General features: G+C 63.9%; 24 protein-coding genes and 2 pseudogenes. 11 read left to right on the top strand and 15 right to left on the bottom strand.

The window, feature by feature from the left end; genetic code table 11:
• Positions 1-3: 3 nt before the first annotated feature.
• Positions 4-147, bottom strand: coding sequence for a hypothetical protein (locus K675_RS33365; RefSeq protein ID WP_017904009.1), 144 nt, complete (start codon positions 145-147; stop codon positions 4-6).
• 281 nt (positions 148-428) lie between these two features.
• On the opposite strand from K675_RS33365, the gene K675_RS0113300 reads away from it, so the two are divergent.
• The 5 genes from K675_RS0113300 (at position 429) to K675_RS0113280 (ending at position 2,617) form a co-directional block, all read left to right on the top strand.
• A complete protein-coding gene (locus K675_RS0113300; RefSeq protein ID WP_017904008.1) occupies positions 429-749 on the top strand; it encodes a YXWGXW repeat-containing protein in 321 nt (106 codons plus the stop codon).
• An 81-nt stretch (positions 750-830) separates the two neighbouring features.
• Positions 831-1,412 (top strand): RNA polymerase sigma factor, encoded by a 582-nt coding sequence (locus K675_RS0113295; protein ID WP_017904007.1) that lies wholly within the window; start codon positions 831-833, stop codon positions 1,410-1,412.
• Entirely contained in the window at positions 1,409-1,846 is a 438-nt protein-coding gene (locus K675_RS0113290) for a hypothetical protein (RefSeq protein ID WP_017904006.1), read from the top strand. The genes K675_RS0113295 and K675_RS0113290 overlap by 4 nt, the downstream gene beginning before the upstream one ends.
• Entirely contained in the window at positions 1,843-2,316 is a 474-nt protein-coding gene (locus K675_RS0113285) for a periplasmic heavy metal sensor (protein ID WP_017904005.1), read from the top strand. The genes K675_RS0113290 and K675_RS0113285 overlap by 4 nt, the downstream gene beginning before the upstream one ends.
• Positions 2,317-2,407: 91 nt before the next feature.
• On the top strand, positions 2,408-2,617 hold the full coding sequence (locus K675_RS0113280; protein ID WP_017904004.1) for a YXWGXW repeat-containing protein: 210 nt from the start codon (positions 2,408-2,410) through the stop codon (positions 2,615-2,617).
• Between the two features lie 43 nt (positions 2,618-2,660).
• Here K675_RS0113280 and K675_RS0113275 read toward each other — a convergent pair whose 3' ends face one another.
• From K675_RS0113275 to K675_RS0113230, 11 genes and pseudogenes are all read right to left on the bottom strand, one after another.
• Positions 2,661-2,927 (bottom strand): hypothetical protein, encoded by a 267-nt coding sequence (locus tag K675_RS0113275; RefSeq protein WP_017904003.1) that lies wholly within the window; start codon positions 2,925-2,927, stop codon positions 2,661-2,663.
• Between the two features lie 204 nt (positions 2,928-3,131).
• On the bottom strand, positions 3,132-4,496 hold the full coding sequence (locus tag K675_RS0113270) for an ArnT family glycosyltransferase (protein WP_051070750.1): 1,365 nt from the start codon (positions 4,494-4,496) through the stop codon (positions 3,132-3,134).
• Positions 4,497-4,640: 144 nt separating this feature from the next.
• Positions 4,641-5,177: pseudogene (locus K675_RS34170) on the bottom strand (methyl-accepting chemotaxis protein); the annotation flags it as partial.
• A 324-nt stretch (positions 5,178-5,501) separates the two neighbouring features.
• A pseudogene (locus K675_RS34165) lies at positions 5,502-6,584 on the bottom strand (HAMP domain-containing protein); the annotation flags it as partial.
• A gap of 54 nt (positions 6,585-6,638) precedes the next feature.
• Positions 6,639-7,652: a GlxA family transcriptional regulator gene (locus tag K675_RS0113260; protein ID WP_026145155.1), complete on the bottom strand. Its 1,014-nt coding sequence runs from the start codon at positions 7,650-7,652 to the stop codon at positions 6,639-6,641.
• Between the two features lie 12 nt (positions 7,653-7,664).
• On the bottom strand, positions 7,665-8,663 hold the full coding sequence (locus K675_RS0113255; RefSeq protein WP_026145154.1) for a 4-hydroxyproline epimerase: 999 nt from the start codon (positions 8,661-8,663) through the stop codon (positions 7,665-7,667).
• Between the two features lie 5 nt (positions 8,664-8,668).
• Positions 8,669-9,523 (bottom strand): ABC transporter permease, encoded by an 855-nt coding sequence (locus K675_RS0113250; RefSeq protein WP_017903998.1) that lies wholly within the window; start codon positions 9,521-9,523, stop codon positions 8,669-8,671.
• Positions 9,520-10,368 (bottom strand): ABC transporter permease, encoded by an 849-nt coding sequence (locus K675_RS0113245; protein WP_026145153.1) that lies wholly within the window; start codon positions 10,366-10,368, stop codon positions 9,520-9,522. The genes K675_RS0113250 and K675_RS0113245 overlap by 4 nt, the downstream gene beginning before the upstream one ends.
• Positions 10,369-10,370: 2 nt before the next feature.
• The gene (locus K675_RS0113240) at positions 10,371-11,483 is read right to left on the bottom strand and encodes a quaternary amine ABC transporter ATP-binding protein (RefSeq protein ID WP_026145152.1); all 1,113 of its coding nucleotides are present in this window, start codon (positions 11,481-11,483) and stop codon (positions 10,371-10,373) included.
• Between the two features lie 75 nt (positions 11,484-11,558).
• Positions 11,559-12,410 carry a glycine betaine ABC transporter substrate-binding protein gene (locus K675_RS0113235; protein WP_017903995.1) on the bottom strand — a complete coding sequence of 284 codons (852 nt, stop codon included), beginning with the start codon at positions 12,408-12,410 and terminating at the stop codon, positions 11,559-11,561.
• A gap of 364 nt (positions 12,411-12,774) precedes the next feature.
• Positions 12,775-13,467: a GntR family transcriptional regulator gene (locus K675_RS0113230; RefSeq protein WP_017903994.1), complete on the bottom strand. Its 693-nt coding sequence runs from the start codon at positions 13,465-13,467 to the stop codon at positions 12,775-12,777.
• Positions 13,468-13,933: 466 nt separating this feature from the next.
• Here K675_RS0113230 and K675_RS0113225 point away from each other — a divergent pair, with 466 nt between their 5' ends.
• The 4 genes from K675_RS0113225 to K675_RS0113210 all read left to right on the top strand — a co-directional run bounded on the left by K675_RS0113225 (position 13,934) and on the right by K675_RS0113210 (position 19,183).
• The gene (locus tag K675_RS0113225; protein ID WP_017903993.1) at positions 13,934-15,253 is read left to right on the top strand and encodes an NAD(P)/FAD-dependent oxidoreductase; all 1,320 of its coding nucleotides are present in this window, start codon (positions 13,934-13,936) and stop codon (positions 15,251-15,253) included.
• A 124-nt stretch (positions 15,254-15,377) separates the two neighbouring features.
• Positions 15,378-16,706 carry an MFS transporter gene (locus K675_RS0113220; RefSeq protein WP_017903992.1) on the top strand — a complete coding sequence of 443 codons (1,329 nt, stop codon included), beginning with the start codon at positions 15,378-15,380 and terminating at the stop codon, positions 16,704-16,706.
• 85 nt (positions 16,707-16,791) lie between these two features.
• On the top strand, positions 16,792-17,691 hold the full coding sequence (locus tag K675_RS0113215; RefSeq protein WP_017903991.1) for a dihydrodipicolinate synthase family protein: 900 nt from the start codon (positions 16,792-16,794) through the stop codon (positions 17,689-17,691).
• A gap of 4 nt (positions 17,692-17,695) precedes the next feature.
• The gene (locus K675_RS0113210) at positions 17,696-19,183 is read left to right on the top strand and encodes an aldehyde dehydrogenase (protein WP_017903990.1); all 1,488 of its coding nucleotides are present in this window, start codon (positions 17,696-17,698) and stop codon (positions 19,181-19,183) included.
• Between the two features lie 179 nt (positions 19,184-19,362).
• On the opposite strand, the gene K675_RS33360 is transcribed toward K675_RS0113210, so the two are convergent.
• From K675_RS33360 to K675_RS0113195, 3 genes are all read right to left on the bottom strand, one after another.
• On the bottom strand, positions 19,363-20,670 hold the full coding sequence (locus K675_RS33360) for an amino acid permease (RefSeq protein ID WP_198291643.1): 1,308 nt from the start codon (positions 20,668-20,670) through the stop codon (positions 19,363-19,365).
• 133 nt (positions 20,671-20,803) lie between these two features.
• Complete coding sequence (locus K675_RS0113200) at positions 20,804-22,021, bottom strand: diaminopropionate ammonia-lyase (RefSeq protein ID WP_017903988.1); 1,218 nt, start codon at positions 22,019-22,021, stop codon at positions 20,804-20,806.
• Between the two features lie 79 nt (positions 22,022-22,100).
• On the bottom strand, positions 22,101-23,351 hold the full coding sequence (locus K675_RS0113195; protein ID WP_017903987.1) for a Zn-dependent hydrolase: 1,251 nt from the start codon (positions 23,349-23,351) through the stop codon (positions 22,101-22,103).
• A 166-nt stretch (positions 23,352-23,517) separates the two neighbouring features.
• On the opposite strand from K675_RS0113195, the gene K675_RS0113190 reads away from it, so the two are divergent.
• Both K675_RS0113190 and K675_RS0113185 read left to right on the top strand, forming a co-directional pair.
• On the top strand, positions 23,518-23,985 hold the full coding sequence (locus tag K675_RS0113190; protein ID WP_017903986.1) for an Lrp/AsnC family transcriptional regulator: 468 nt from the start codon (positions 23,518-23,520) through the stop codon (positions 23,983-23,985).
• A 105-nt stretch (positions 23,986-24,090) separates the two neighbouring features.
• Positions 24,091-24,657, top strand: a complete 567-nt coding sequence (locus K675_RS0113185; RefSeq protein ID WP_017903985.1) for an antibiotic biosynthesis monooxygenase — start codon at positions 24,091-24,093, stop codon at positions 24,655-24,657.
• The last annotated feature ends 122 nt before the right edge of the window (positions 24,658-24,779 follow it).

Genomic DNA, 24,779 nt, shown 5'->3' with positions numbered 1-24,779 from the left:
TGGTCAGGCCGCCGCATCCTGCGTCGAGTGGGCGACAGCACCGTAGTAGCGCCAGCAGCAATGGTCCCGGTGCCCCGGCAGAATCACACAGCCGCTGAGGCTCAGCAGCAGGACCGCGGCAACGAGCAGCGAGAGACGACGTGACATGGTGATTTTCCTCATGGTGCGATGGATAAAGCCGCTGCACGGACGACGCCGGAACGCCTGTCAATCGCCAACGGTTACCGGTTGAACGCCGCCACCTGCAGCAATCCGTCGCAACCTCGTACGATTTCATCTACGCCAGGCCCACTCTGGGTAATACTTCTGCCCGAAACCCCGGAAAATCCCGCGAAAAATTTTCGGCTTTCCCGCGACGGATTGTTCCGGCGTCCTGCGTTCAACCCATCAGCAGCGTTCATTTTCGTCCGCCGCATGAAGGAGTTGTCATGAGACCTGCACGACCTCTGGCCAAGTTTCGCCTTGCCCTGCTCATTCCCCTGGCGTTCGCGGCCCTGACCAGCACCCCGACCTTCGCCCAGCCCGAGATCATCATTCGCGAGGCCCCGCCGCCCATGCGCGTCGAAGCCATTCCTGTCGAACGTCCCGGCTACGCCTGGGATCGCGGGCACTGGCGCTGGGAAGGCCGCGGCTACGTCTGGGAGCCGGGCCACTGGCAGCGCGTGCGCTACAACGCCCGCTGGGAACCGGGCCATTGGGCGCCGCGCGGGCCTAACTGGGTGTGGGTCGAAGGCCACTGGATCCGCTGAATGCCGGTGCCCGGCTGCGCACCTCGCAGCCGGGGCATCCGATCAACCCGAGGCTGAACCACCGGACCGGGATTTGCCATATTGAAAGAAACTGATCCGGACCTGGAGTTGCTGGCCCGCATCGGCAACAACGAACCGGCGGCCGTCAACGAGATGGTGTCGCGCAAGCTGCCCCGTCTGCTGGCGCTCGCCGGGCGGATCCTCGGCGATGCCGAAGAGGCCAGGGATGTGGCGCAGGAGAGCTTCCTGCGAATCTGGAAGCAGGCGGCGAGTTGGCGCAGCGGCGAAGCGCGCTTCGACACCTGGCTGCACCGGGTCGCACTGAACCTCTGCCATGACCGCCTGCGTCGGCGCCGCGAGCGCCCGCTGGCCGATGACGAGGAACCGGTCGAGCTGCCCGACAGCACGCCGGCACCCGACGAGCAACTGGAAGCGGCCGCGCGCAGCGAACAGATGGCCGCGGCGTTGGCGACGTTGCCCGAACGGCAGCGCGAAGCCATCGTGCTGCAGTACTACCAGGAACTGTCGAACATCGAAGCCGCGGCCCTGATGAACATCAGCGTCGAGGCACTGGAGAGCCTGCTGTCGCGGGCCCGGCGTAACCTGCGCGGCCACCTTGCCGAGACGCTCGGCGATGCCGGACTAGGGAGGGAAAGACGATGACGCCCGAACGATTTGCCCAACTGGCCGAGGCCTATGGCGCGGACCTGCGACGCTGGCCGGCCACCGAGCGGGCCGGCGCCGAGGTATTGCTCGAACAGCGCGACCGCGGCGCCCTCGCCGCCCTGGATCAGGCGCGCGCGCTCGATGGCCTGCTGGACGGCTACCGGCTGCCGGCGCCGGACCCGGCACTGGTCCGACAGATCCGTCTCTCGGCCAACACGGCCCGCCCACCGTCGTTCTGGCAGCGCTATGCCGGCTGGTTGTCGCCTGCCGGTATTGTCGGGATCGGCGTGGCCGGCATCGCCGCCGGCATCCTGGTGGCCTCGCTGAGCCTGCCGTTGCCCCTGCACTCAGCCGAAGTGCTGCCCAGCGTCTTCGATCACGGCGATGCCGACATCGTCTTCACCGTCAACGCCGAGGAAAGCGAGCAATGACCCCACCCAAGTACCTGAAACCGCTGCTGGTCGTGTCATTGCTGCTCAACGTGTTCCTGGTCGGCGGCGTCGCCGGCGGCCTGTATCACTGGCTGGCCAACGCCAAGCCCGCACAGGTCGCGATCAACCAGCATGGTTTGCGCCTGGCGTTGCAGCAGTTGCCCGAGCCCCGACGCAAGCAATTGCGCCAGTTGCTCAGGCAGAACCAGGCCAACAGCCAGCCGCTGGTCATGGCCGGACGTGAAGCACGCCTGGACGTGATTCGACAACTGGAGGCGCCGACCCTCGACCGCAACGCGCTGCTGGCCGACCTCAGTCGTGCCCGTGAGGCGGACAACTCGCTTCGGGTACTGGTCGACAACACCCTGGCGGACTTCGCCAGCAGCCTGCCGCAGGATGAACGCCAGGAACTGGGCAAGGCCTTGTACCCGCGTGGACAGGGCAAGGCGAAAATCGCCAGAAAGGAGTGACGACAGCGACGGATCTGGCGGGCCACGGCGTTTAACAGACACAAGCCCGCCAGCCAGGCGCCGGCCCCATCGTCACTCAGGAATCCATGCCATGTCCCGAATACTCAAGGCCACTCTCGCCGCCGCCCTGATGGCGACCGCCCTGACCGGTTGCGTCGTCGAGCCGATTCATCCACGTCGCCCGCCACCGCTCGTCGAAGTCGTCCCCGTGGCCCCCGCCCCCGGCTACCACTGGGTGGCCGGCCACTACCGCTGGGGCCATGGCCAGTGGATCTGGGTGCCGGGGCATTGGCAGTACTGATAGAGGATAATGAACTGGCAAGAGAGCATCCGTGACCTGCCGGCTACACGCTGTCCTGCGCGACGCCATTGTGCGAAGCCTCCCGGGCAGCCACCTCCTCTGCCCGGTCGATCTCACTGCGCACCACGTCACACAGGTCTTCACAACAACGGAAGTAGGAACGCTCGGCGATCTTGACCGCCTTGAAACCCTCCTCCAGTGCTTGCGGGGGCGTCTTGCTCAGGGAGGCCACGGTCAGCCGCCAGGCTGCGCGGGCGCTGTCCCTGGCCGCCAGGTAGGGCGTCAAGAGTTCCGAGTCGATCATCGTCATGGGTGGCTCCGGCCGGTGGCGCTCAACTATTCGTCTGTCTGCAATCAATGTAGTGCGGATCAGGATAATTGCCTCATTTTTGCCCACCTCGACGGTGCCCGACCTCGTCGTGGCGCCCGATCGAACAGGCTACGGCTGCTGCCATGCCTACCTTTGCGTGCCCCCCCCACTGTCACGATCCGGAATCTCCCCCCCACAGCGTCCTCACCAGAACCAGTACGGCAGGAACTTTGGCGTCGGCTCGTTCGCCAACTCCAGGTGATAGGTGATGGAATTGAAGAAGAATGCGTCCAGCGCCAGGAAAGTCGTGACACCGAATAAAAGAATGATCAGTTCACGATGACGGTGATCAGCACAATTTTTTCCAATCATATGACGAGCGATAACCAACAACATCAGACTGGCGAGCACTCCCACATAGTTCGGCAACAAGGGATGTGCCGTGAAGAAGTTATAGATGAAGACAAACGCGACCAGCCCCAGGCCAATCAACGGCAGCCTGAGACAGAAACGCAGAAACCCGTTCTTCGCACCTTCGAACAGGCCGCTTTTATCGACGAATATATACGCCGCCAACAAGGATATCGCCGGGGTGATCGACAGGATATAGCGGGCCTTTTTAGAGTTTGGAAAGGTAAAGAATACGATCAGGCCAATAAACCAGGCCGAGAGATGGAACAACAGGGCGATGTCCGTCTTTTGCGGCGCACGGAAGAATTGTTTGTATCGACGTGCAATGACCTGCAAGGCGAAGAACACCGTGATGCCATAGGTCAACAGACCACCGGTGAAGTAGAAGTAGTAACGGGGTGCATGGTCGCTGGCAAAACGATCCAGCCCCTGCATCATCAAGACTTCCCGCAGAAAATCCATGCCGCCCTGCACATAGGCCGCCCAGGACAGCAGCGCGACCCCGGCGGCGAAAATCAGCCCGGACAGCAGCGAGAAGACGATCAGTGCGCGCCACTGACGGCTCAGCAAGTAGTAGCAACCGACGACGATCGATGGCCCGATCAGGCCGATAGGCCCGCGAAACGCAAAGCCCAGCGCCAGCGCGAGGTACACCAGCGGCTGGCGCGAACGGTCCTGCTTCATGTCCGCGCGATACACCAGGTAAAAGCAGATCACCGTAAAGAGCGCGGGATAGACATCCAGGGCCAGTGAGTTGACGCTATCGAGGAATGACCAGGTCAACAGCGAGAACAGTGCACCATGCAGGCCCCACTTCCGCTCGTGCAGTGCCCCCAGTTTATAGATGAACACCACTATCAACGACGCGGTTATGCAATAAGGCAAACCCATCGAAAGAACCGAAACCCGACCAAAAGGCAAGGACACCAGATACATCAACACCGTATTGGCGACCGTATAGTCGGGATAAGGCTTCAAGTCGTCGGCAATCGGAAACAGCGTCACGCCGTGATACAGCATGTACTCGGCGAAATCGACGAAACGGGTGGTATAATTGAGAATGGCTGGCTTGTACTGCAAGCCCATGAAGACAATAAGCGCGAGTAGAAAAATACTCAGGCAGGGCTTTTTAGCCACCCGTCCTGCGAAGGCGTCCATAACGTCAGGGCTTCCAAAAAAGGCGGATGTTACAGCGCCCCTTGGTGGAACGCCATAAACATCCGCAAAGTCTGGCCCTGTCGCCTTACAACAAAAACCGCTGTCGGAAACACTCTCACATGACCAACAGCGGTCGGCTTGACCTCAGTACTTGAACCTTCCCACCAGCGTATTGAGTTCGCTGGAAATATCCGCCAGTTGCTCGGCATCGTTGCGGGCGGCGCGGGCCAGGTCCTCGACCTCGCGCGCATCGGTATGGATCTGCGTGATGTGCCGGTTGATGTCCTCGGCCACCTGGTGCTGTTCTTCGGCGGCGGTGGCGATCTGGCTGTTCTGGTCGCGGATGTTGTCCACCTGATCACGGATCTTGTTGAAGCTTTCCCGTGCCTGCTGGATACGGTCGACGCTCTGGCGCGACATGCCGACGCTGGCCTGCATTTGCCGGGTGACGTTCTCGGTACCCCGCACCAGGTTGCCCAGCAGGCCGTCGATCTCGCCGGTGCTGTCGGCGGTGCGCCGCGCCAGCGCCCGGACCTCGTCGGCCACCACGGCAAAGCCACGCCCCTGGTCGCCGGCGCGGGCCGCCTCGATGGCCGCGTTGAGGGCCAGCAGGTTGGTCTGCTCGGCAATCGAACGGATGGTGTCGAGGATGCCGTTGATGTTGCGGCTGTCCGCTTCCAGCGCCTGCATCGCCTCGGTGGCCTGCTCCAGGTTGCTCGACAGCTGCCCGACGTTGTCGGTGGCCTCGTCGATCTGCCGCTGCCCGCTCTGTACATCGCGCTGGCCGGCATCGGCCGAAGCCGCCGCCTCGGTGCAGGAACGGGCCACCTCGTTGGCGGTGGCGACCATCTCGTTGAACGCGGTGCTGACCAGCTCGACCGCTTCGCGCTGGCGCAACGCGGCATCGTTCACCGCATGGGCGACCTTGCGACTGTCGCCACTGGTGTGCTGCAGCCGGCCCGAGGTATGGCCGATGTTGCGCACCAGTTGCGCGATGGCGCCGAGGAACTCATTGAACCAGCCAGCCAACACCGCCGTCTCGTCATTGCCGCGCACCGCCAGGTTGCGGGTCAGGTCACCCTCGCCCTGGGCGATGTCCTGCAAGCCGCTGGCCACACCCCGGATCGGCCGGAGGATGATCCCGGCAAACCGCGCGCCGACCAGGGCGAACAGCACCGCCATCGCCACCGCGGCCCAGAGAATGATCCAGCTCAGGCGATCGGCCTTGGCCATCACCTCCCGCTTCTCGATCAGCCCGATCAGGTGCCAGCCCAGGGCCTTGGAGGTGTAGACGTTGGCCATGTAGGTCACGCCCTTGAGCGTCACCTGCGTCGAGCCTTCACGCAATGCCGCCAACGGCGCGTAGTCATTGCCCAGGTCGGCGAGACGCTTGAACGAATGCGCCGGATCGGCGGCATCGACCAGCACGTTGCCGTCGGCTTCGGTCAGCATCAGGTAACCGCTCTGTCCCAGCTTGATCTTGCGCACCAGCTCGGTCAGTTGCTTGAGCGAAACGTCCAGGCCCACCACGCCGCGAGGGTTGCCCTGGGCGTCGTTGAGGGTGCGCATGGTGCAGATCAGCACCGAATCGCTGGCCGCCCAGTAGTAGGCCGGCGTACGGACGATGGTCCCCGGGGCCGCCATCGCCAGGCGGTACCAGGGCCGCGTGCGCGGGTCGTAGCCGGCCAGGTCCGGCACATCCGGCCAGGCGACGTAACCGCCGTCATCCGTGGCCAGAGACACATAGGCCGTGTTCGGGTGCGCCTTGGCAAAGATGTCGAAGATATCCAGGGTGGTCTTGGCGATCGCCGGCGGCGCGACGGTCGCGGCGTCAGCGGCCATGTAGCGCTTGAGCCCGCTGAGCGACGCCAGGCGCGGGTCCTGGGACAGGTACTGGACGTTCCGGGCAATGCCGTCGAAGAACTGCTGCATGCCGTTGTCGATCTGCCGGATCTCACGGGTGCTGCTGTCGACGAAGCCGTCCCGGGCCTCCTCGCGCAGGTTGACCACCACCACGGCCGCCACCAGCAGCAGCGGTACACCGGCGATCCCTGCAAACACGCACGTCAATTTGTCTCTGATTTTCATTGTGGTCGTTCCAGAACGTAAGGAGGGCCGGGGCCCAGGGCAGCCGGCGGCGGTTTACTCGAAGCGTTTTTCCCGCGAAGGTGGGTAGCCGAAATAGGCGGTGTAGCACTTGCTGAAATGGCTGGGCGACACGAAACCGCAGGCCACGGCGACCTGCACGATGGTCAGCCCCGAGTGCTGCAGCAGCCGACGGCCTTCGGTCACCCGCAGTTCGAGGTAGTAACGGCGTGGCGTGGTGTCCAGTTGCTCCTTGAACAGCCGTTCGATCTGCCGCCGGGAGCGGTTGACGTAGCTCGACAACTGCCTCAGGTCCAGCGGTTCCTCCAGGTTCGATTCCATGAGCTTGACCACTTCGCGCAGCGGCTCGGCCATCTTCACCTGCAACGTGGGATTGACCCGGCGATAGCGCGAGGCTTCGAAGGCCAGGATGTCGATGATGCCGTCGACCAGCGCGCCGTTGTGCATCTTGCCGATCCATTCGAGCACCATGTAGAACGCCCCGGTCGGGCTGGCAGCGGTATAGCGATCGCGGTCGACCATATAGCTTTCGCAGGTGACCTGGCTCTCGCGCGACGCTTCGGCCAGCGCCGGCCGGTGTTCGGGATGGATCGCGCAGCGGTAGCCGTCGAGCAGGTTGGCCTGGCCGAGAAACCAGGCGCCGTTCCACAGTCCGCCCAGGGCAACGCCCTTCTGCGCCGCTTTCTTCAGGAACGCGCGCAGTTCCGGCTGTTCGTGCAGGAGCGTGCGCAGGCCGCCGCAGACCACCAGCAGATCGAAGTCGTCCGGGCTGCAACTGGCGAGGTCGGTGTCGGGTCGAATGACGATACCCAGGTCACTGACCACGTCCTGTCCATTGAGCGTCACGGTCCGCGTGGCGAACAGCGAAGGCTGCAAGAGGTTGGCAGTCACGAGGGTATCGAGGGCCTGGGTGAATGCCGGCATCGAGAAATGCTCCATCAAGATGAACCCCACGCCGGCCTGCCCTGCCGGGGATGACTCGTCCTTCTTTTGCAGATAGCGATAGTTTTTGACCTGAAGACCACCGCTGAACACTCTTCTATCTACCATTTATTGCTCATATCAAGTGATCTGAAAGCCATGGGCCAACGGATCCTCGTCATCGACGATGAGGGTGTTGTATCCGATGACCCTGGCCCAACCCGTTACGCTGGGCTGGATAGCGGCATGGGCACCCAGCGTGGTCTGTGACTCGACCCGTCCGGTGAAGGTGGTGCCGATCAGGCTCTGGTGGCGGAAATCCTGGCCCACCGCGAGCCGGCCACGGCCGTGAAGTTGTGCCATGCGGGCACTGGTGCCGGTGCCGCCCGGGGAGCGGTCGATGGCCTGTTCGCCATAGAACACCGCGCAGCGCCCGTCGATCTGCGGGTTGTCCGGCTGGTCGCACCAGATCACGTGGTGCACGCCACGGATGCGCTCATCGAGCGGATGCACCGGATCGATCACCGAGGCCAGTGCGCTGCGCAGCTTCTGGCTCACGGCAATCAGCGTGGAGGCCTTGGCGCCTTCCAGCCCCGGCCAGTTCTGCTGAGGCTCGACGACGGCGTAGTAGTTGCCACCGTAGGCGATGTCCACGGTAAGGCGCCCGACGCCCTCGATCTCCACCGCCACGTCGGTGGCATGCAGGTAGCTGGTGACGTTGAGCATCTTCACGCTACTGACCCGGCCGTCCTCCATGCGGTACTCGACATCGACCCGGCCGGCCGGCGTCTCCAGCGCCAGCTTGCCCGGCACCCGTGGCGTCACCAGCCCCTCCTGCAGGGCGCTGGTGACCAGGCCGATGGTCCCGGCGCCGCACATCGGCAGGCAGCCGCTGACCTCGATGAACAGCACCGCCACGTCGCAGTCGTCGCGATACGGCGGGTAAAGAATGGCACCGGACATCACGTCATGGCCGCGCGGCTCGAACATCAGCGCCTGGCGGACCCGGTCATGGTGCTCGACGAACAGTTCGCGACGCTCGGCGATGGGCAGGTGCGGCAGCATCGGCGCGCCACCGGCCACCAGGCGTACCGGGTTGCCGCAGGTGTGCGCGTCGATGCAGAAATAGCTGTGCTTCATGGCGATCATTCCCCGTGGCGTGGCTTCTGATTGCGTTCCAGTGCACCGCGCGAGACGCGGTCGAGCAGCAAGGCAACGGCGACGATCGCCAGCCCCGCCCGCAGGCCCAGGCCCATTTCCATGCGCGTCAGCCCGCGGGTCACTTCGGCGCCCAGGCCACCGGCGCCGACCAGTCCGGCCAGCACCACCATCGCCAGCGACAGCAGGATGCACTGGTTCAGACCGACCAGCAGCGTCGGCATCGCCAGGGGGATTTCGATCTTGAACAGGATGGTGCGCGGCGAGGCGCCCATGGCATTGCCCAGCTCCAGCATGTGCTTGGGGATCTGGTTGAACGCCAGGGTGGTCAGGCGCAGCATCGGCGGGATGCCGTAGATCACCGTGGCAATGATCGCCGGCACGCGGCCGAGACTGAAGATCATCACCGCCGGGATCAGGTAGACCCAGGGCGGCACGGTCTGCATCACGTTCAGCAGCGGGCTCAGCATGGCGTCGACCCGCTTGATCCGCGAGGCCAGGATGCCCAGCGGGAAGGCGATGCTCACTGACAGCAGCACCGACACCGAGACCAGGGCGATGGTCTGCATCGAAGCGGTCCACAAGCCGGCGATCAGGCAGAAGCCGAGCATCACCGCCGCCAGTATCGCCACGCGCAGGCGCGCGGCCAGCCACGTGCCGATGAACACGATGGCGATTACCGCCAGCGGTGGCAAGGCCAGGAACACCGACTCCACGGCGCCGAGCACCAGCGAGATCAGGTTGCTCAAGACCGCGAAGAAGCCGTGCAGGTTGGTGTTCAGCCAATCGACCAGCGGCGCGATGTAGCGCCCTGGAGAAAACTGCAGGTCGGCGAGGTTCATTCGCGATTCTCCCGGGCTTTGGGCGTGGCGCTCTGGGCCATGCGGTCGATCACCATGGTCAGGATCACGATGGCGATGGCCGCGTTGATCGAGGTGGCGATGTCCAGGGTACGGATGGCGTTGTAGATCACCTGGCCCAGGCCGCCGGAACCGACGATGCCGGCGATCACCACCATGCCGAAGGCCATCATCAGACTCTGGTTGACCCCGGCCATGATGCTCGGCAGGGCGAACGGCAGGCGGATCTTGCTGAACATCTGCCAGTGGGTCACACCACTGGCGTTACCCAGCTCGACGAACGCGGTGGGCGTCATGCGGATACCCAGCGCGGTGAGGCGAAACGCCGGGGCGAAGGCGACGATGAACGTCGCGATCAGCGCGGTGCCCGGGCCGTAGCCGAGCAAGGCGATGGCCGGCAGCAGGTAGATGTACGGCGGCAGGGTCTGGATCAGGTCCAGGGCCGGCTCCACCACCCGGTCCAGGGCCGGCAGCAGCCCTGCCACCACGCCCAATGGGATGGCGACGAGCAACGCCAGTACGGTGGCCGCGACCACCAGCGCCAGGGTGCTCATGGTTTCCGCCCACAGGCCGATGAACGCACAGCACAGCATGGCCACCAGCGTGCCGAGGGCAAAACGCAAACCGGCCAGGCGCCAGCCGAGGGCGGCCAGCAACAGCGCCGTCACGTAGAACGGTGGCAGTTGCAGCAGCCAGTACAGGCCCTGGTACATGCCCTGCAGCCCGGCGTTGATGCCATCGAACAGCGAGGACGCATTGTCCTGCAGCCACTCCAGCATCGCGTCGACACGGCTGTCGAATTGTTCGGGAAAGCTTTCGAAGGCCATGATCACGCCCTCTCCCGCTGTTCGCCGGCCGCCTCGGCGTGTTCGTTGGCGATGCCCTGCACACCGCGCAACAGGTCACGGATGGTGATCCCCCCGACCACCACGCCGGCCTGGACCACCGCCAGCGCATCGCGATCGGACTGGGTCGCCAGGCCGATGATGTGATCGAGGTCGGCATCCGAGGCGACCTGGACCAGGCGCGACACATCGACCCCGGGATGGGCCTGCTGGAACACCGCCAGCGGGGCCATGATCGAGTGCGCCTTGACCAGGTGCAGGCGCGAGATGCCGGCAACGAATTCGGCCACGTAGTCATCGGCCGGGTTGAGCACGATGTCCTCGGCCGTACCGACCTGGATGATCATGCCGTCCTTCATGATCGCGATGCGGTCGCCGATGCGGATCGCCTCTTCCAGGTCGTGGGTGATGAACACCGCCGACTTGCCCAGCTCCTTGGTCAACTGACGGAATTCGTCCTGCAACTGGCGGCGGATCAGCGGATCGAGCGCGCTGAACGGTTCGTCCATCAGGATCACTTCAGGGTCCGCGGTGATGGCGCGGGCCAGGCCGACACGCTGCTGCATGCCGCCGGAGAGTTCGTTGGGGTAGCGGTTGGCCCAGTCGCCGAGGCTGACCTTGGCCAACGCCCGTTCGGCCACTTTCAGCCGTTCGGCCTTGGGTACGCCCTGTACCTCAAGGCCAAAGGCGGTGTTTTCCAGCACCGTGCGGTGTGGCAGCAGGGCCACGCTCTGGAACACCATGCCGATGTGCCTGGCACGCATGTCGCGCAGTTGCTGGGCATTGAGCGAATTGAGTTCACGCCCCTTGACCAGCACCTTGCCGGCACTGGGCGTGATGAGTTTGTTCAACAGGCGGATCAAGGTCGACTTGCCGCTGCCGGACAGGCCCATGATGCAGAAAATCTCACCACGGTGCACTTCCAGATTGACGTCCGATACGCCCACGACACAACTGTAGTCATGCAGTATCTGTTTCTTCGAGAGCCCCTTTTCAATGACCGCGCGCATCGCCTCTTCGGAGCGCTCGCCAAATACTTTCCAGACAGACTGGCAACTCACCAGTACTTCTTGGGCGTCTACTGTTTGCGTACTCATATCAATCCCGTCCGGCCTTTTGAAAGTTCAGGCCTGTAATGCATTCAAGTTCGGCAGCTGCAAGTGCGAAGACCATCAGTCTTTCTTGATGTTTTCCCAGCGTTTGAGCAAGTCGGCGTGACTGTCGGTCCAGTTCTTGATCGCTTCGTCCATGCTCTTGCCGTCCTTGACTTCACCGTTGATCGCCTTGATGTCGGCCAGCGGTACATAAACGCTGGCAATCACTTCACGCGCACGCGGGTTGGCGGCGCTGAAGCCCTTCTGGCCGATCCAGTAGTAGCCTTGCGGTGGCGGGAAGATGCCTTTCGGGTCGGCGAGGAATTTCACGTCGAACTTCTGGGTCATCCAGGACGGATCCCAGATCGCTACGGCGATCCACTCCTTGCGGTCCACGGCGGCCTTGAGCGCGGCGGTCATCGCCGCGGTACTGCCTTCGAGCAGGTTGAGCTTGAGGCCATAGGCCTTGACCGCATTGGCCGCATCGCTCATCAGGCCCGAACCGGGTTCGATACCGACGATCTTGCCGCCGAACTTGTCGGCATTGGCATTGAGTTCCTCCAGGGAGTTGATCGTCACGTAGTTGGGGACGGCGATGGCCTGGTAGAGGCCGTAGGAGACCGGCGAGATCTTCTCGAGCCGGTTCTTGTTCTTGTTCCAGTAGTCGTTGGCGGCATAGTCGATCTGCGAGGCGAGAATCTGCACATCACCCTTGCCCAATGCCGCGTAGGCGATGCCCCACTCGGAAAACTGCGTGACCTTGACGGTATAGCCCTGATCTTCCAGCACTTTCTTGGTAATACCGGTAATTGGTGTCAGATCTTCCCAGGACAAGGTGCCCATGGTGATGGTTTTTTCTTCGGCGTGGGTCGGCAAAACAACTGCAGCGGCCAGAGTCAGGGCACAGAACGCTTGCTTAAACATCTTCATGGTGGTTCCCCGAATTGGTTGTTTTTTTGAAACGGCAGAACAAGCACTTGCTATTTTTGTTGGACTTTTGATGTTTGTTTTTATTGTCGATGTGAGTGTCTGAACCCTCTTTTACGGCGCGTGGCAACCCATTCCCGGCAAAAGCTTCTGCCGGAAGTTCTGTACAAGGTCAGCGTTGACGCTGTTATTCAGGAATATTGAAAAGACCCTGACCGTATTCGGGGAGCCTGTGTCCTCGCGGATAGACCGGCCCTGTACCAGCAGCCGGGGAATGGCAGGTGTCGCCCTCGAGGGTTGGCCCGTACCACGCCACGGCGACCGGTGCAGTCATACCTTCGAACCTCGACACACAACACGCCAACGTTTAACTCAAGGGGCCCTCCACCAGCGAGTCAGCCTTCAGCGCCTGCGGGGCAATGAACAGCTGCATGTTCGCTCGCGACAGCTCCCAGTGTTCGAACACCAGGTCCACCACCCGGTTTTCATCGTGCCTGGCGATCGCCTCGATGAACTCATCGTGGTGTTCCACCGATAGATCCAGGCGTTGCTCCATGTCCTGATCACGCGGCCGGTAGAACGTGTGGCCGATCCGTGCGTGATCGATCAACAACCGTGACAGGCTCGGCTTCAGGTACGGGTTGCCGGCCATTTCACCCATGATTTCGTGAAAGCGATTGTTCTCCAATGCCAGAGCCAGGGGATTTCTTTCCACCGAGGCCCGCCGAAAACGCTGCTGGGTCTGTTTGAGCTCCTCCAACTGCGCCGGTGTGAAGTTCTGCACCGCCAGACGCCCTATGGCAGCGTAGATCATCGGTGCTACCAGGAAAAAATTACGCAGCGTCGAATGGTTCATCGGGATCACCCGGGTTCCACGGTTCTCGCGGATATCCAGGTAGCCCTCACCTTCCAGGCGCCGAAACACTTCTCGAACCGGGGTGCGAGAAAGACCGTAGCGCTCACTCAAGGTGACCTCGTCCAGAACCTGGTCTGGATCGAGCTCCATCGTCAGGATCTGCCGCTTCAGGTCTTCGTAAAGCCCAGTTTTGCCACTTTTCACCAGGAACCTCCGGTGTTCTGGATGCCAGTGATGGCACCGTGGTTGAGAACAGACTCCCACGCAACTCGGGCGTGGTCAATCCATTGAATTCACTGTGTATACACAACGAACACAAGATGGATTTAGATTTTTACGTTTTAAATCAATTAGTTAACCGAAATTCGTCATACGGGAAATAGTCGGTTTTAAGTATGAGTCTGTCGGAAATCGATAAACACCGATTTCCGAGACGTGCCTGCCCTCTTCAGCCGGTTTCCCGGCACGTCGTCCAGGTCGATCAGTTTGCCTGCGACATCCCATCGCCTGCCAACGACATTTGCAGCACTTTGCTCACGAGCAGGCCCAACGGCACTCGACAGCCGCGACAACCTGCCGCATATTTATGGATACAACATGTATACATCAAGTTTTCCGTGACGATCCGTATCGCCCACGGGTGATGTCAAATAACAAAAGAGCGGTGCCCATGGTACAGATCAGTTCCCTTCCAGCCGACGACAAGACCTGCGGTTGGTATCACCTCAGCCAGAAGCGCCAGGCCCGCCCCGCGCATACCGGCCACTCCAAGGCGCGCTGGGTGGTGGTCGGCGCCGGGTTCACCGGCCTGGCCGCCGCTCGCCAGTTGGCGCTGGGTCATCCGGATGACGAAGTGATTCTGGTGGAAGCGCAGGAGGTCGGCTTCGGCCCCTCCGGGCGTAACGCCGGTTTCGCCATCGACCTGCCCCACGACATCGGCGCCGAGGACTACATCGGCGACATCGACACCGCCAAGACCGTGCTCAAGCTGAATCTGTCCGGCCAGCGCTACCTCAAGCAACTGGTCGACACCTACGGCATCGACTGCCAGATGACCTTCTGCGGCAAGTACCAGGCCGCCGTCGAGGATCGCGGCATGGCCGTGCTCGACGCCTACCGGCGTGGCCTGGAGAAGCTCGGCGAGCCGTGCGAGATGGTCGGTGCCGAGGCCCTGCGCCAGCGGGTCGGCACTGGCTTCTACCGCCAGGCGCTGTTCACCCCCGGCACCGCGCTGATCCAGCCGTCGGCCCTGGTCAAGGGCCTGGCCGACACCCTGCCCGGCAACGTCAGCCTATACGAACACACGCCAATCCTCGAAGTCGGGTACAGCCCGCGTATCGTCCTCAAGCATGCCAACGGCAGCATCGAGGCCGACCGCCTGGTCCTGGCCAACAACGCCTTCGGCATGCACTTCGGTTTCCTCAAGGGCCGCATGCTGCCGATCTTCACCTACGCCAGCATCACCCGCCCGCTCACCGACGAAGAACAGACGCGCCTGGGCGGCGATCCGTACTGGGGCATCATCCCCGCCGATCCGTTCGGCACCACCGTGCGCCGCACCCCGGACCAGCGTCTGCTGATCCGCAACAGCTTCAGCTTCAACCCGGACGGCCGCGCCCGGGAGCGCTACCTGGAACGCTTCATCGAACGTCATCGCGCCTCCTACGCCCGGCGCTTCCCGATGCTGCCGAACGTGGATTTCGAATACACCTGGGGCGGCGCCCTGGCGATGACCCGCAACCACAACGGCTTCTTCGGCCAACTGGCACCCAACGTCTATGGCGCCCTGGGTTGCAACGGCCTGGGCGTCACCCGCGGCAGCGCCACCGGCAAGCTGCTGGGCGATTGGCTCAGCGGCCAGGAAGACGAACTCACCCGGTTCCTGCTCAAGGCCCCGGGTCCTTGCGCCAACCCGCCACAACCGTTCCTGTCGATGGGCGTGAACATGAACCTGCGCTGGGGTCAGTACCGCGCCGGCGCGGAGAGCTGAAAACAGGGCCCGCTCCAGACGGCCTCCTGAACGATTTGCCGCGACCCTCCCCGGATATCGCGGTGCGGCCCGGCCCCGTCCGCATCAGGCCGGAAGCCACGAACGATCAACACGTGGAGACAATATGAAAAACAACAATCACTCGATCGAAGACGCCCCCCTCAACCGCTTTCACCAGCGCCTGACCGTCCGCTCGGGCGGCGGCTCCTTCGTCGACGGCTACGTACTGAGCATCGTCGGCGTGGCCATGGTGCACATGGCCGCCGCCCTGAGCCTCAATGCCTTCTGGCAAGGACTGATCGCCGCTTCGGCGCTGATCGGGATCTTCTTCGGCGGTTTCGTCGGCGGCTGGCTGACTGATCGCTTCGGTCGTCAGCGCATCTTCTTCGTCGGCCCGACCCTGTTCATCCTCTGCTCGCTGGCCCAGCTCTGGGCCCAATCCGGTGAAGAGATCTTCATCGCCCGCCTGCTGCTGGGAGTCGCCATCGGCATCGAATACCCGGTCGCCACCGCTCTGCTGGTGGAATTCCTGCCGCGCAAGTATCGCGGTCCACGCCTGGCGACGCTGACCATCCTCTGGTTCGCCGGTGCCGCCTTCGCCTACCTGGTGGGTGAGTTGCTGATCCACGTCGCCGGCCCCGATGCCTGGCGCCTGGTTCTGGCCAGTGCCGCGGTGATTGGCGCCCTGCTGTTCCTGGTACGCCTGGGCACCCCCGAGTCGCCCCGCTGGTTGCTCAAGAAAGGTCGTGCCCAGGAAGCCGAAGCGATCATCCAGCAGGTGTTCGGCCCTTCGTACTCGCTGGCCAACCTGCCGGAAGAACCGGCCGAGCGCAAAGTCTCGATCTTGAGCCTGCTGCACTCGGGCTACGGCAAACGCATGCTGTTCGTCACCATGTTCTGGACCTGCTCGGTGATTCCGGTGTTCGCCGTATACGCCTTCGCCCCGCAAGTGCTGCGCGCGCTCAACCTGGACGGCACCCTGGCCTCGGTCGGCTCGGTGGCGATCACCCTGCTGTTCGTGGTCGGCTGCATCGTCGCCACCCGCCTGATCAACGGCCTGGGTCGTCGCCGGATGCTGATCCACAGCTTCTTCTGGTCCGGCCTGGCCCTGCTCGCCCTGGGCGCCTCGCACAACGCTTCGGGCCTGGTGATCCTCACCCTGTTCGGCGCCTACGCGCTGTTCATCGGCGGTGCCCAGGTGCTGCAACTGGTGTACCCGAACGAAATTTTCCCCACCGAGATCCGTGCCCAGGCCGTGGGCGTCGGCACCTCGATGTCGCGCGTCGGCGCCGCGATCGGCACCTGGCTGGTACCGGCGGCCCTGGACAGCATCGGTATCGAACAGACCATGTACGCCGCCGCCATCGTCACTTTCGTCGGCCTGGCCTTCTCTTGGGGCCTGGCCCCGGAAACCCGCTCGCTGAACCTGCAACAAGCCGCTTCGCTGACCTGACTGCCTTGAAACCCGTAGTACCGGCGCCGCCAGCACCCCGTTCGCCGGCAGCGCCACCCGACCCTTGTTTCTCTGGAGAACAATGATGAACTTCGACGGTATCTTTACCCCCGCCATCACCCCCCTGGCCGCTGACGGCTCCATCGACACCGACGCCTTCGCCCAGGTCCTGGAATACCTGATCGAGCAGAAGGTCCACGGCATCATCATCGGTGGCTCGACCGGCGAGTACTACGCTCACAGCCTCCAGGAGCGCCTGGACCTGACCCGCCTGGCCGCCGAGGTGATCAACGGCCGCACCCCGCTGGTGATCGGTACCGGCGCCATCCGCACCGAGGAGTCGGTCGCCTACGCCGAAGCCGCCAAGGCGGCCAAGGTCGACGCCATCCTGGTCGGTTCGCCACCCTACGCACTGCCGACCCAGCAGGAAATCGCCAACCACGTGCTGGCGGTCGACCGCGCCGCCGGCCTGCCGATCATGCTCTACAACTACCCGGGCCGCATGAGCGTCGACATGGGCCCCGAGTTCTTCGAAGCCGTGAGCGGCAGCCGCAACATCGCCGCCATCAAGGAAAGCTCCGGCGACATCGCCCGTCTCCACCACTTCGCCGAGCGCTACCCACACATCGCCCTGTCCTGCGGCTGGGACGACCAGGCCCTGGAATTCTTCGCCTGGGGCGCGCGCAGCTGGGTCTGCGCCGGCTCCAACTTCATCCCGGCCGAACACATCGCCCTGTACGAAGCCTGCGTGCTCGAAGGCGACTTCGCCAAGGGCCGCAAGATCATGGCCGCGATGATGCCGCTGATGGACTTCCTCGAAGGCGGCAAGTTCGTCCAGTCGATCAAACACGGCGTGGCCCTCAACGGCCTGGTCACCGGTGGCGTGCGCGCGCCGCTGAGCGGCCTGGACGAGCAGGAGCAAGCCGCCCTGCAGGAAATCATCAAGACCCTCAAGGCCAAAGTCGCCGCAATCAAGGGAGCCTAAGCAGATGGCCGACGTACTGAGCAAAGACGAATACGCGGCGATTGCCGCCAACCTGAAATTTCCGACCCAGGCCTACATCGGCGGTGAATTCCGCGACGCCCTGGGCGGCCGGACCTTCGACACCTTCAACCCGGCCACCGGCCAGTTGCTGGCGAAGATCAGCGCCTGCGACAGCAGCGACGTCGACGTGGCCGTGGCCGCGGCCAAGGAAGCCTTCGACGACGGTCGCTGGCATCTGCTCTCGCCGGGTGAGCGCAAGCACGTGCTGCTGCGCTTCGCCCAACTGCTGGAAGACAACGCCCACGAGCTGGCCGTGCTGGAAAGCCTGGACAGCGGCAAGCCGGTGGGCGAGTGCCAGGCCACCGACGTACCGGAGACCATCCACACCCTGCGCTGGCACGCCGAACTGATCGACAAGATCTACGACGCCACCGCCCCGACCGGTTCCGGTGCCCTGACCCTGGTCGTGCGCGAGCCGATCGGCGTGGTCGGCCTGGTGCTGCCGTGGAACTTCCCATTGCTGATGCTGGCCTGGAAGATCGGCCCGTCCCTGGCCGCCGGTTGCTCGATCGTGGTCAAGCCGGCCAAGGAAACCACCCTGACCGCCCTGCGCGTGGCCGAACTGGCGCACCAGGCCGGCATCCCGGCCGGCGTGTTCAACGTGGTGCCTGGCGGTGGCAAGGAAGTCGGCGAGCCCCTGGGCCGTCATGACGACGTGAGCATGGTCAGCTTCACCGGCTCGACCGACACCGGTCGCCTGTTCCTGCAATACGCCGCCGAGTCCAACCTCAAGCGCATCGTGCTGGAGCTGGGTGGCAAGAACCCGGCCGTGGTCATGGACGACGTCGAGGACCTGGATCGCGTGGCCCGTCACGTGGTCAACGGCGCCTTCTGGAACATGGGCGAGAACTGCTCGGCCTCCTCGCGCCTGATCGTCCACGAAAACATCAAGGACGCCCTGCTCGAGCGCATCGGCGTGCAACTGCGCGACTGGAGCCTGGGCGACCCGCTGGACCCGGCCAACCGCCTGGGTTCGCTGGTCAGCAAATCGCATTTCGAGAAAGTGCGCAGCTACATCGAACAGGCCGCCGGCGACAAGCTGTCGATCCTCTTCGGTGGCAAGGCTGCCGACGGCTTCGTCGAGCCGACCGTGGTCGACAACGTGCCATCCGACAACGCCCTGTTTCGTGAAGAGGTGTTCGGCCCGGTACTGAGCGTGACCTCGTTCAAGACCCTCGACCAGGCGATCGAGCTCGCCAACGACACCCTCTACGGCCTGGCCGCCTCGGCCTACACCGGCAGCCTGCGCAACGCGCTGCGCCTGTCGCGGGAAATCCGTGCCGGTATCGTCACCGTCAACACCTTCGGCGAAGGCGATGCCTCGACGCCGTTCGGTGGCTACAAGCAGTCCGGTTTCGGCGGTCGCGACAAGTCCCAGTGGGCGCACGACCAGTACACCGAGCTGAAGACCATCTGGATCGACGCCAACTGATCCTGGCCACCACGCGTCAGGCCATTGGCTGATCAGGAAAGCGACTGACGCCTTCGCGGGCAAGCCGCGCTCCTACAGACATGAGGCGTTCGCAAATTCTGCGTACGACATCGTCCCTGGAGCGCGGCTTGCCCGCGAAAGGACCATCAGCCGCACCATGGGAACAACCTGGAAAAACCTCAGGCCGGCAGGCTCAAGCGCACCACCTCAGCGAAGTAACGCGCGCCGGTCGCCAGAATCGCGTCATTGAAGTCATAGGCGGCGTTGTGCAACGGCGTCGCCCCCTCCTCCCCTTGCGCCCCATTGCCGATGAACACGAAGTTGCCCGGCACCTGCTGAATGAAGGCACCGAAATCCTCGGAGATCATCATCGGCGACACCTGCGCATCCACGGCCTGTTCACCCACCACCCGCCCCACGGCCAGCGCGGTGTTGTCCGCCCAGTTCACCGTCGGGGCGAACTCATGGGTGTATTCGAACTCGCAGCGGGCACCATGCAGGTGGCAGATGCCTTCGCTGATCTCGCACATCCGTGTCTCCAGCAGACGCTGCACCTCGGGGCTGTAGCTGCGGGTGTCGCCCATGATCGTGACATGGGTCAGGATCGCGTTGCGGATGCCGTCGGTGATGAACTCGGTGCAGGAAATCACCGCCGCGAGGATGCCCCAGCCACGGAAGAAGAACAGGAAGACGAAGCTCACCGCCAGGTTCAGCCACATCGCCTGGCGCGGCACGCCGTACAGCGGGTGCAACTGGCCGAAGATCCTGGGCAGAGTGTTGTTCTTCTCCATCGCGTAGATCATCCGCGCGGTGGTCGCGGTATAGATGGAGCCGGTGCCCGAGGGGCTGACGAAGGCATCCAGGTACAGCAGCATCGCCAGCCAGTTCAGGTTCAACGCCAGGGCCAGTTGCGCCAGGGGCGAATCGAAGTTCAGCCGGTGCCAGCCGTCGGCGATGCTCTCGGGGCTGACCGCACCGATAAAGGCGATCTGCAGCAGCACATAGATGACCAGGGCGATCACCACCGAACCGATCAGCGCGAAGGGAATGCTACGGCCGGGATTGCGCGCTTCGCCGGCCAGGCTGACCGGGCTCTGGAAGCCGTTGTAGCTGAACACGATGTCGCTGGCGGCCACCGCCGTGAACACCGCCGACCAGCCGTAGGGCGCGAAGCTCGACAGGCTGCCGTCACCGAAGTTGTCGGTATTGAAACGGCTGGAGATCAAGGCCACTGCGGTCAGCGCCGGCACCACCAGCTTGAACACGGTGATCGCCGTGTTGGTCTTGACGAACAGCTTCACGCCCCAATAGTTGAGCGCGAAGTAGACCATCACCAGACCGGCGCTGGCGACCAGCCCGCTGGGGGTCAGTTCGCCGTTCAGGACCAGTGCACGAGCCCAGGGAAACGGCCAGGATGGCCGCCGGCCCGGCGATGGCCGAGGCGTGCCAGACGCCGAACAGCCAGCCCGAACCGATGATCGAGCCAAGGCCGGTCAGCATCAGCGACCAGGGGCTGATGTCGCGTTTTATCTTGTTCATGGAGTCTGCGATTATTCTTTTTGTGTGGAGCGACGCGCGCACCGGCCTCGACCAGCGCGCAGGCGTTGGCTTGCGGGCGGATCAGGCCGGCGCGGCCCAGGCTTTCTGGCGGCTCAGGACGGAGCTGGCGGTTTCCCCCAGCAGCTCGGCGTACACACCCGGCGCGGTGGCGCCTTCGGTGCTGATGATCAGTACCCGCGAGGTGGCGTCGAGGCCGATATCCGTCGCCCCGCCGTCCTTGACCAGGCGCACGAGACCGGCCAGGCCGGCAACACTCGACTCGCCCGCCACCAGCGGAATGTCACCGGCGCTGCCGGCTGCCAGGCGGCGCATGGCGGCCACGGCCTCGTCGTCCTCGATGGTCATGAAGAAATCGACGCTGGGTTCCAGGAACCGCCAGGCCAGCGGCGAGGTTTCCCCGCAGGCCAGGCCGGCCATCACCGAGTCCACCGAACCGGTAGCCTTCGCCGGCTTGCCTTGCACTGCACTCTGGTACAGGCAATCGGCCTGCACCGGCTCGACCATCACGAAAGTCGGCCGTTGCTCGCCATGCTGCTCCCACAGGTAGCTGACGATGCCGGCGGCCAGGCCACCGACCCCGCCCTGCAGGAACACATGGCTGAACGCCGGGGTGGCACCGCCGGCAGTGGCCTCGACGATTTCCGCGGCGATGGTGCCGTAGCCCTGCATGACATCGCGGGGAATCACTTCGTAGCCTTCATAGGAGGTGTCGGAGACCACGATCCAGTCGTTGGCCAGGGCCAGCGCCGCCGCTTCTTCCACCGACTCGTCATAGTTGCCGGCGATGCGCACGATGGTCGCGCCGTAGGCGGCAATCGCCTCCTCGCGCTCGACGCTGACATTGGCATGCAGGACGATGACGCAGCGGCAACCGATGCTCTGCGCCGCGGCCGCCAGGCCCTTGCCATGGTTGCCGTCGGTGGCGCTGATCACGGTGAAGTCCGCCAGGACATCGGCGTACTGGCCTTCGAGCAGCTTGTGCGGTTCGAAGCGTTGCTCGGGAAAGGTACTCAGGATCAGCCGCAGCAACGCGACCGGCGCCCCCAGTGCCTTGAAGCTGCCGAGTACCGAGCGCACCGACTCGTCCTTGACCGACAGTTGCGCGATGCCCAGCTCACGGGCCAGGTCGGGCAGCGAATACAGCGGCGTGGCACCGGCATTCAACCGGGCCCAGGGCGCCAGCCACTGACGGCTCTGCCGGGCCTTTTCAATGCTCATGACCGACTTCAGCGAGTCGGGGTACGGTTGGCGGGTGGCCTTGGGGTTGGCGATCAACATCAGGAACTCCTTTTGACAGGCAAAGCGGGGCCGATGCCGCTGAACCCGGTGTTCAGCGGCGCAGGATGAAAAGCTGGAATCAGGAAACGCCAAGGCGGCGGCTGACGACGTCGAGCAGGGCTTCAGCGCCCTGGATCAGCTGTTCGTCATCGGTGTGCTCGCGCGGGTTGTGGCTGATGCCGCCACGGCTGGGGACGAAGATCATCGCCGCCGGCGCGATGCGCGCGATCATCTGGGCATCGTGGCCGGCACCGGAGGTCATGCGCCGGTGGCTGAGGCCGAAGCTCCGGGCGCTGGCCTCGATTTCATCGGCCAGTTCGGCATTGAAGATCACCGGCTGGAAGCGCACCAGGCGCTCGGTGGCGATGGTCACGCCCTCGCGTTCGGCGATGTCGACGAGGTACTGGTTCAGGCGCTGTTCGGCACTGACCAGCCGGCCCTCGTCAGGGTCGCGCAGGTCGACGGTGAAGGTCGCCCTGCGCGGGATGACGTTGATCACATCCGGCTCGAACTTCATGCAGCCGACGGTGGCCAGGGTCGAGCCGGCCTCGACGGCGATGGTACGCAACTCGGCGACGATGGCACTGGCGACGAAGCCGGCATCATGGCGCAGGCGGGTCGGCGTGGTGCCGGCATGGTTGGCGTTGCCCTTGACCTCGACCTGCTGCCAGGAAATGCCCTGCAGGTTCTCGACCACGCCGATCAGGGTGTGCTCGGCTTCGAGAATCGGCCCCTGCTCGATGTGCAATTCGATGTACTCATGGGGCACGATGGCGCCCGGCTCCAGGGCGCCGGCATAACCGATGCGCAGCAGTTCGTCACCCAGGCGCGTGCCATCGGTACCGATGGTGTCCAGCGCCTCCTCCACCGACAGGCCGCCGGCATACACCAGCGAGCCCATCATGTCCGGCTGGTAGCGCACGCCCTCCTCGTTGGTGAACGCGCCGACCGTGATCGAGCGCTGCGGCAGCACGCCGGCCTCGCGAAACGCGCGGATCACCGCGAGACCTGCCAGCACGCCATAGCAGCCATCCAGCGCCCCGGCGTTGGTCACGGTGTCGATGTGCGAGCCCATCATCAGCGGCCGCTGCTCGCCGTTGTCGCTGGCCGAACGCAGGGTGCCGAAGATATTGCCGATGCGGTCGACCTGGACGTCGAGGTCGAGTTCGCGCATCCAGCCGACCAGCAGGTCGCGGCCGGCCTTTTCCGCGTCGGTCAAGGCGATCCGGGTGCGGCCACCCTGCTCGGTATCAGCGCCGATCTGGCCCAGCGCCTGGATCTGCTGCAGCAGCAGCGGACCGTTCAATTGCAGTGGTGTACTTGCCTTCATCCGTCCATTCCTCCGGGACCGCGCACCGGTCGGCGCAGCCCTCGCTATCGATCATGGAAGAATTTTATTCGCATCCGGTGTACGAAAAGCTTGATTTCCAGGCATTAGATGCAATTTTATTGCGCCTTCAAGGCATCTCTCGCCACTGCTTTACGGAAGGCTCCCCATGGACCTCGATCACTTTGACCTGGCACTGCTCGACGCGGTACAACGCGACGCTGGCACCTCGCAACTGGACCTGGGGGCGCAGGTCAACCTGTCCTCCGCCGCCGTCAACCGGCGCCTGAAGAAACTCTCCGCCCAGGGAGTGATCAAGGGCACGGTGGCCCAGGTCGACGCCCAGGTGTTGGGCTACACCCTCACGGTCATCACCGAGGTGGAAGTGGAGAACGAACGCCTGGACCTGCTCGACGAGATGAAGCGCAGCTTCCTGGCCTGCCCCCAGGTGCAGCAGTGCTACTACGTCGCCGGCGAGTGCGACTTCGTGCTGATCATGCTGGTGCGCAACATGGAGCAGTACACCGAGCTGACCCGGCAGTTGTTCTTCGAGAACAACAACGTCAAGCGCTTCAAGACACTGGTGTCGATGAGCAACGTGAAAACCGGGATGTTCGTGCCGACGCTGGGCGAGTAGCGAGGCGTCTGCCACGGGGCATCGGGAAGACAGCACAGGTGTTCAATCACGGATGGTTCTCACTCCCTATCCTGTGCGGCATGTTTTCCTCTCCGAGATTTCGCCATGCCGACCATGACCGCAACCCATGACATCGTGACACTTGTGGTCAGACACCGCGTACGCCCGGCGTACCTGGCCGAGTACGAAGCCTGGCTCAAGACCTCGGTGCGCGCCGCCATGTCGCAGGAAGGCCACCTGGGCGTCAACGTCATCCGTCCGGGCGAAACCGACAACACCTTCACCACCATCGTGCGCTTCATCGACTCCACCCGCCTGCAGGCCTGGATCAACTCGCAACTGCGCGAGCAACTGATCCGCGAAGTCGCGCCGATGCTGGAAGAGCAAGACCATCCCGAGATCGAAAGCCAGGCCGAGTTCTGGTTCACCCCCAACCACAGCGACTCCAGGCAGCCGCCGAAGTGGAAGCAGGCGCTGCTCAGCTACGTGGTGATCGCGCCGCTGTCGATGGTGATTCCGCAACTCTGGGGCCCGACGTTCCAGGCCTATCCGGCGTTGGGTGGCATCGTGCCGAGCAACCTGATCATCACCGCCTGCATCGTCGGCCTCGTCACCTACCTGATCATGCCCAGGGTGACCCGCTGGCTGGCCGCCTGGCTCGCCGCCGACTGAGCGCTCCCGTATCGACGGAGGGCGCGTTGCCCGCGCCCTCCCCGCACCGAACTACCGCAACCCGATAGCCCTGACTCTCAAGCCATCCGCAACGTCATGGCGCCCGCCACCCGATGAGGGCG

This window comes from Pseudomonas fuscovaginae SE-1 (assembly GCF_000364705.1).
Lineage (GTDB): Bacteria > Pseudomonadota > Gammaproteobacteria > Pseudomonadales > Pseudomonadaceae > Aquipseudomonas > Aquipseudomonas fuscovaginae_A.
Note: the sequence above shows the minus strand (reverse complement) of the source record. Positions and strands in the feature narration are given on the sequence as shown.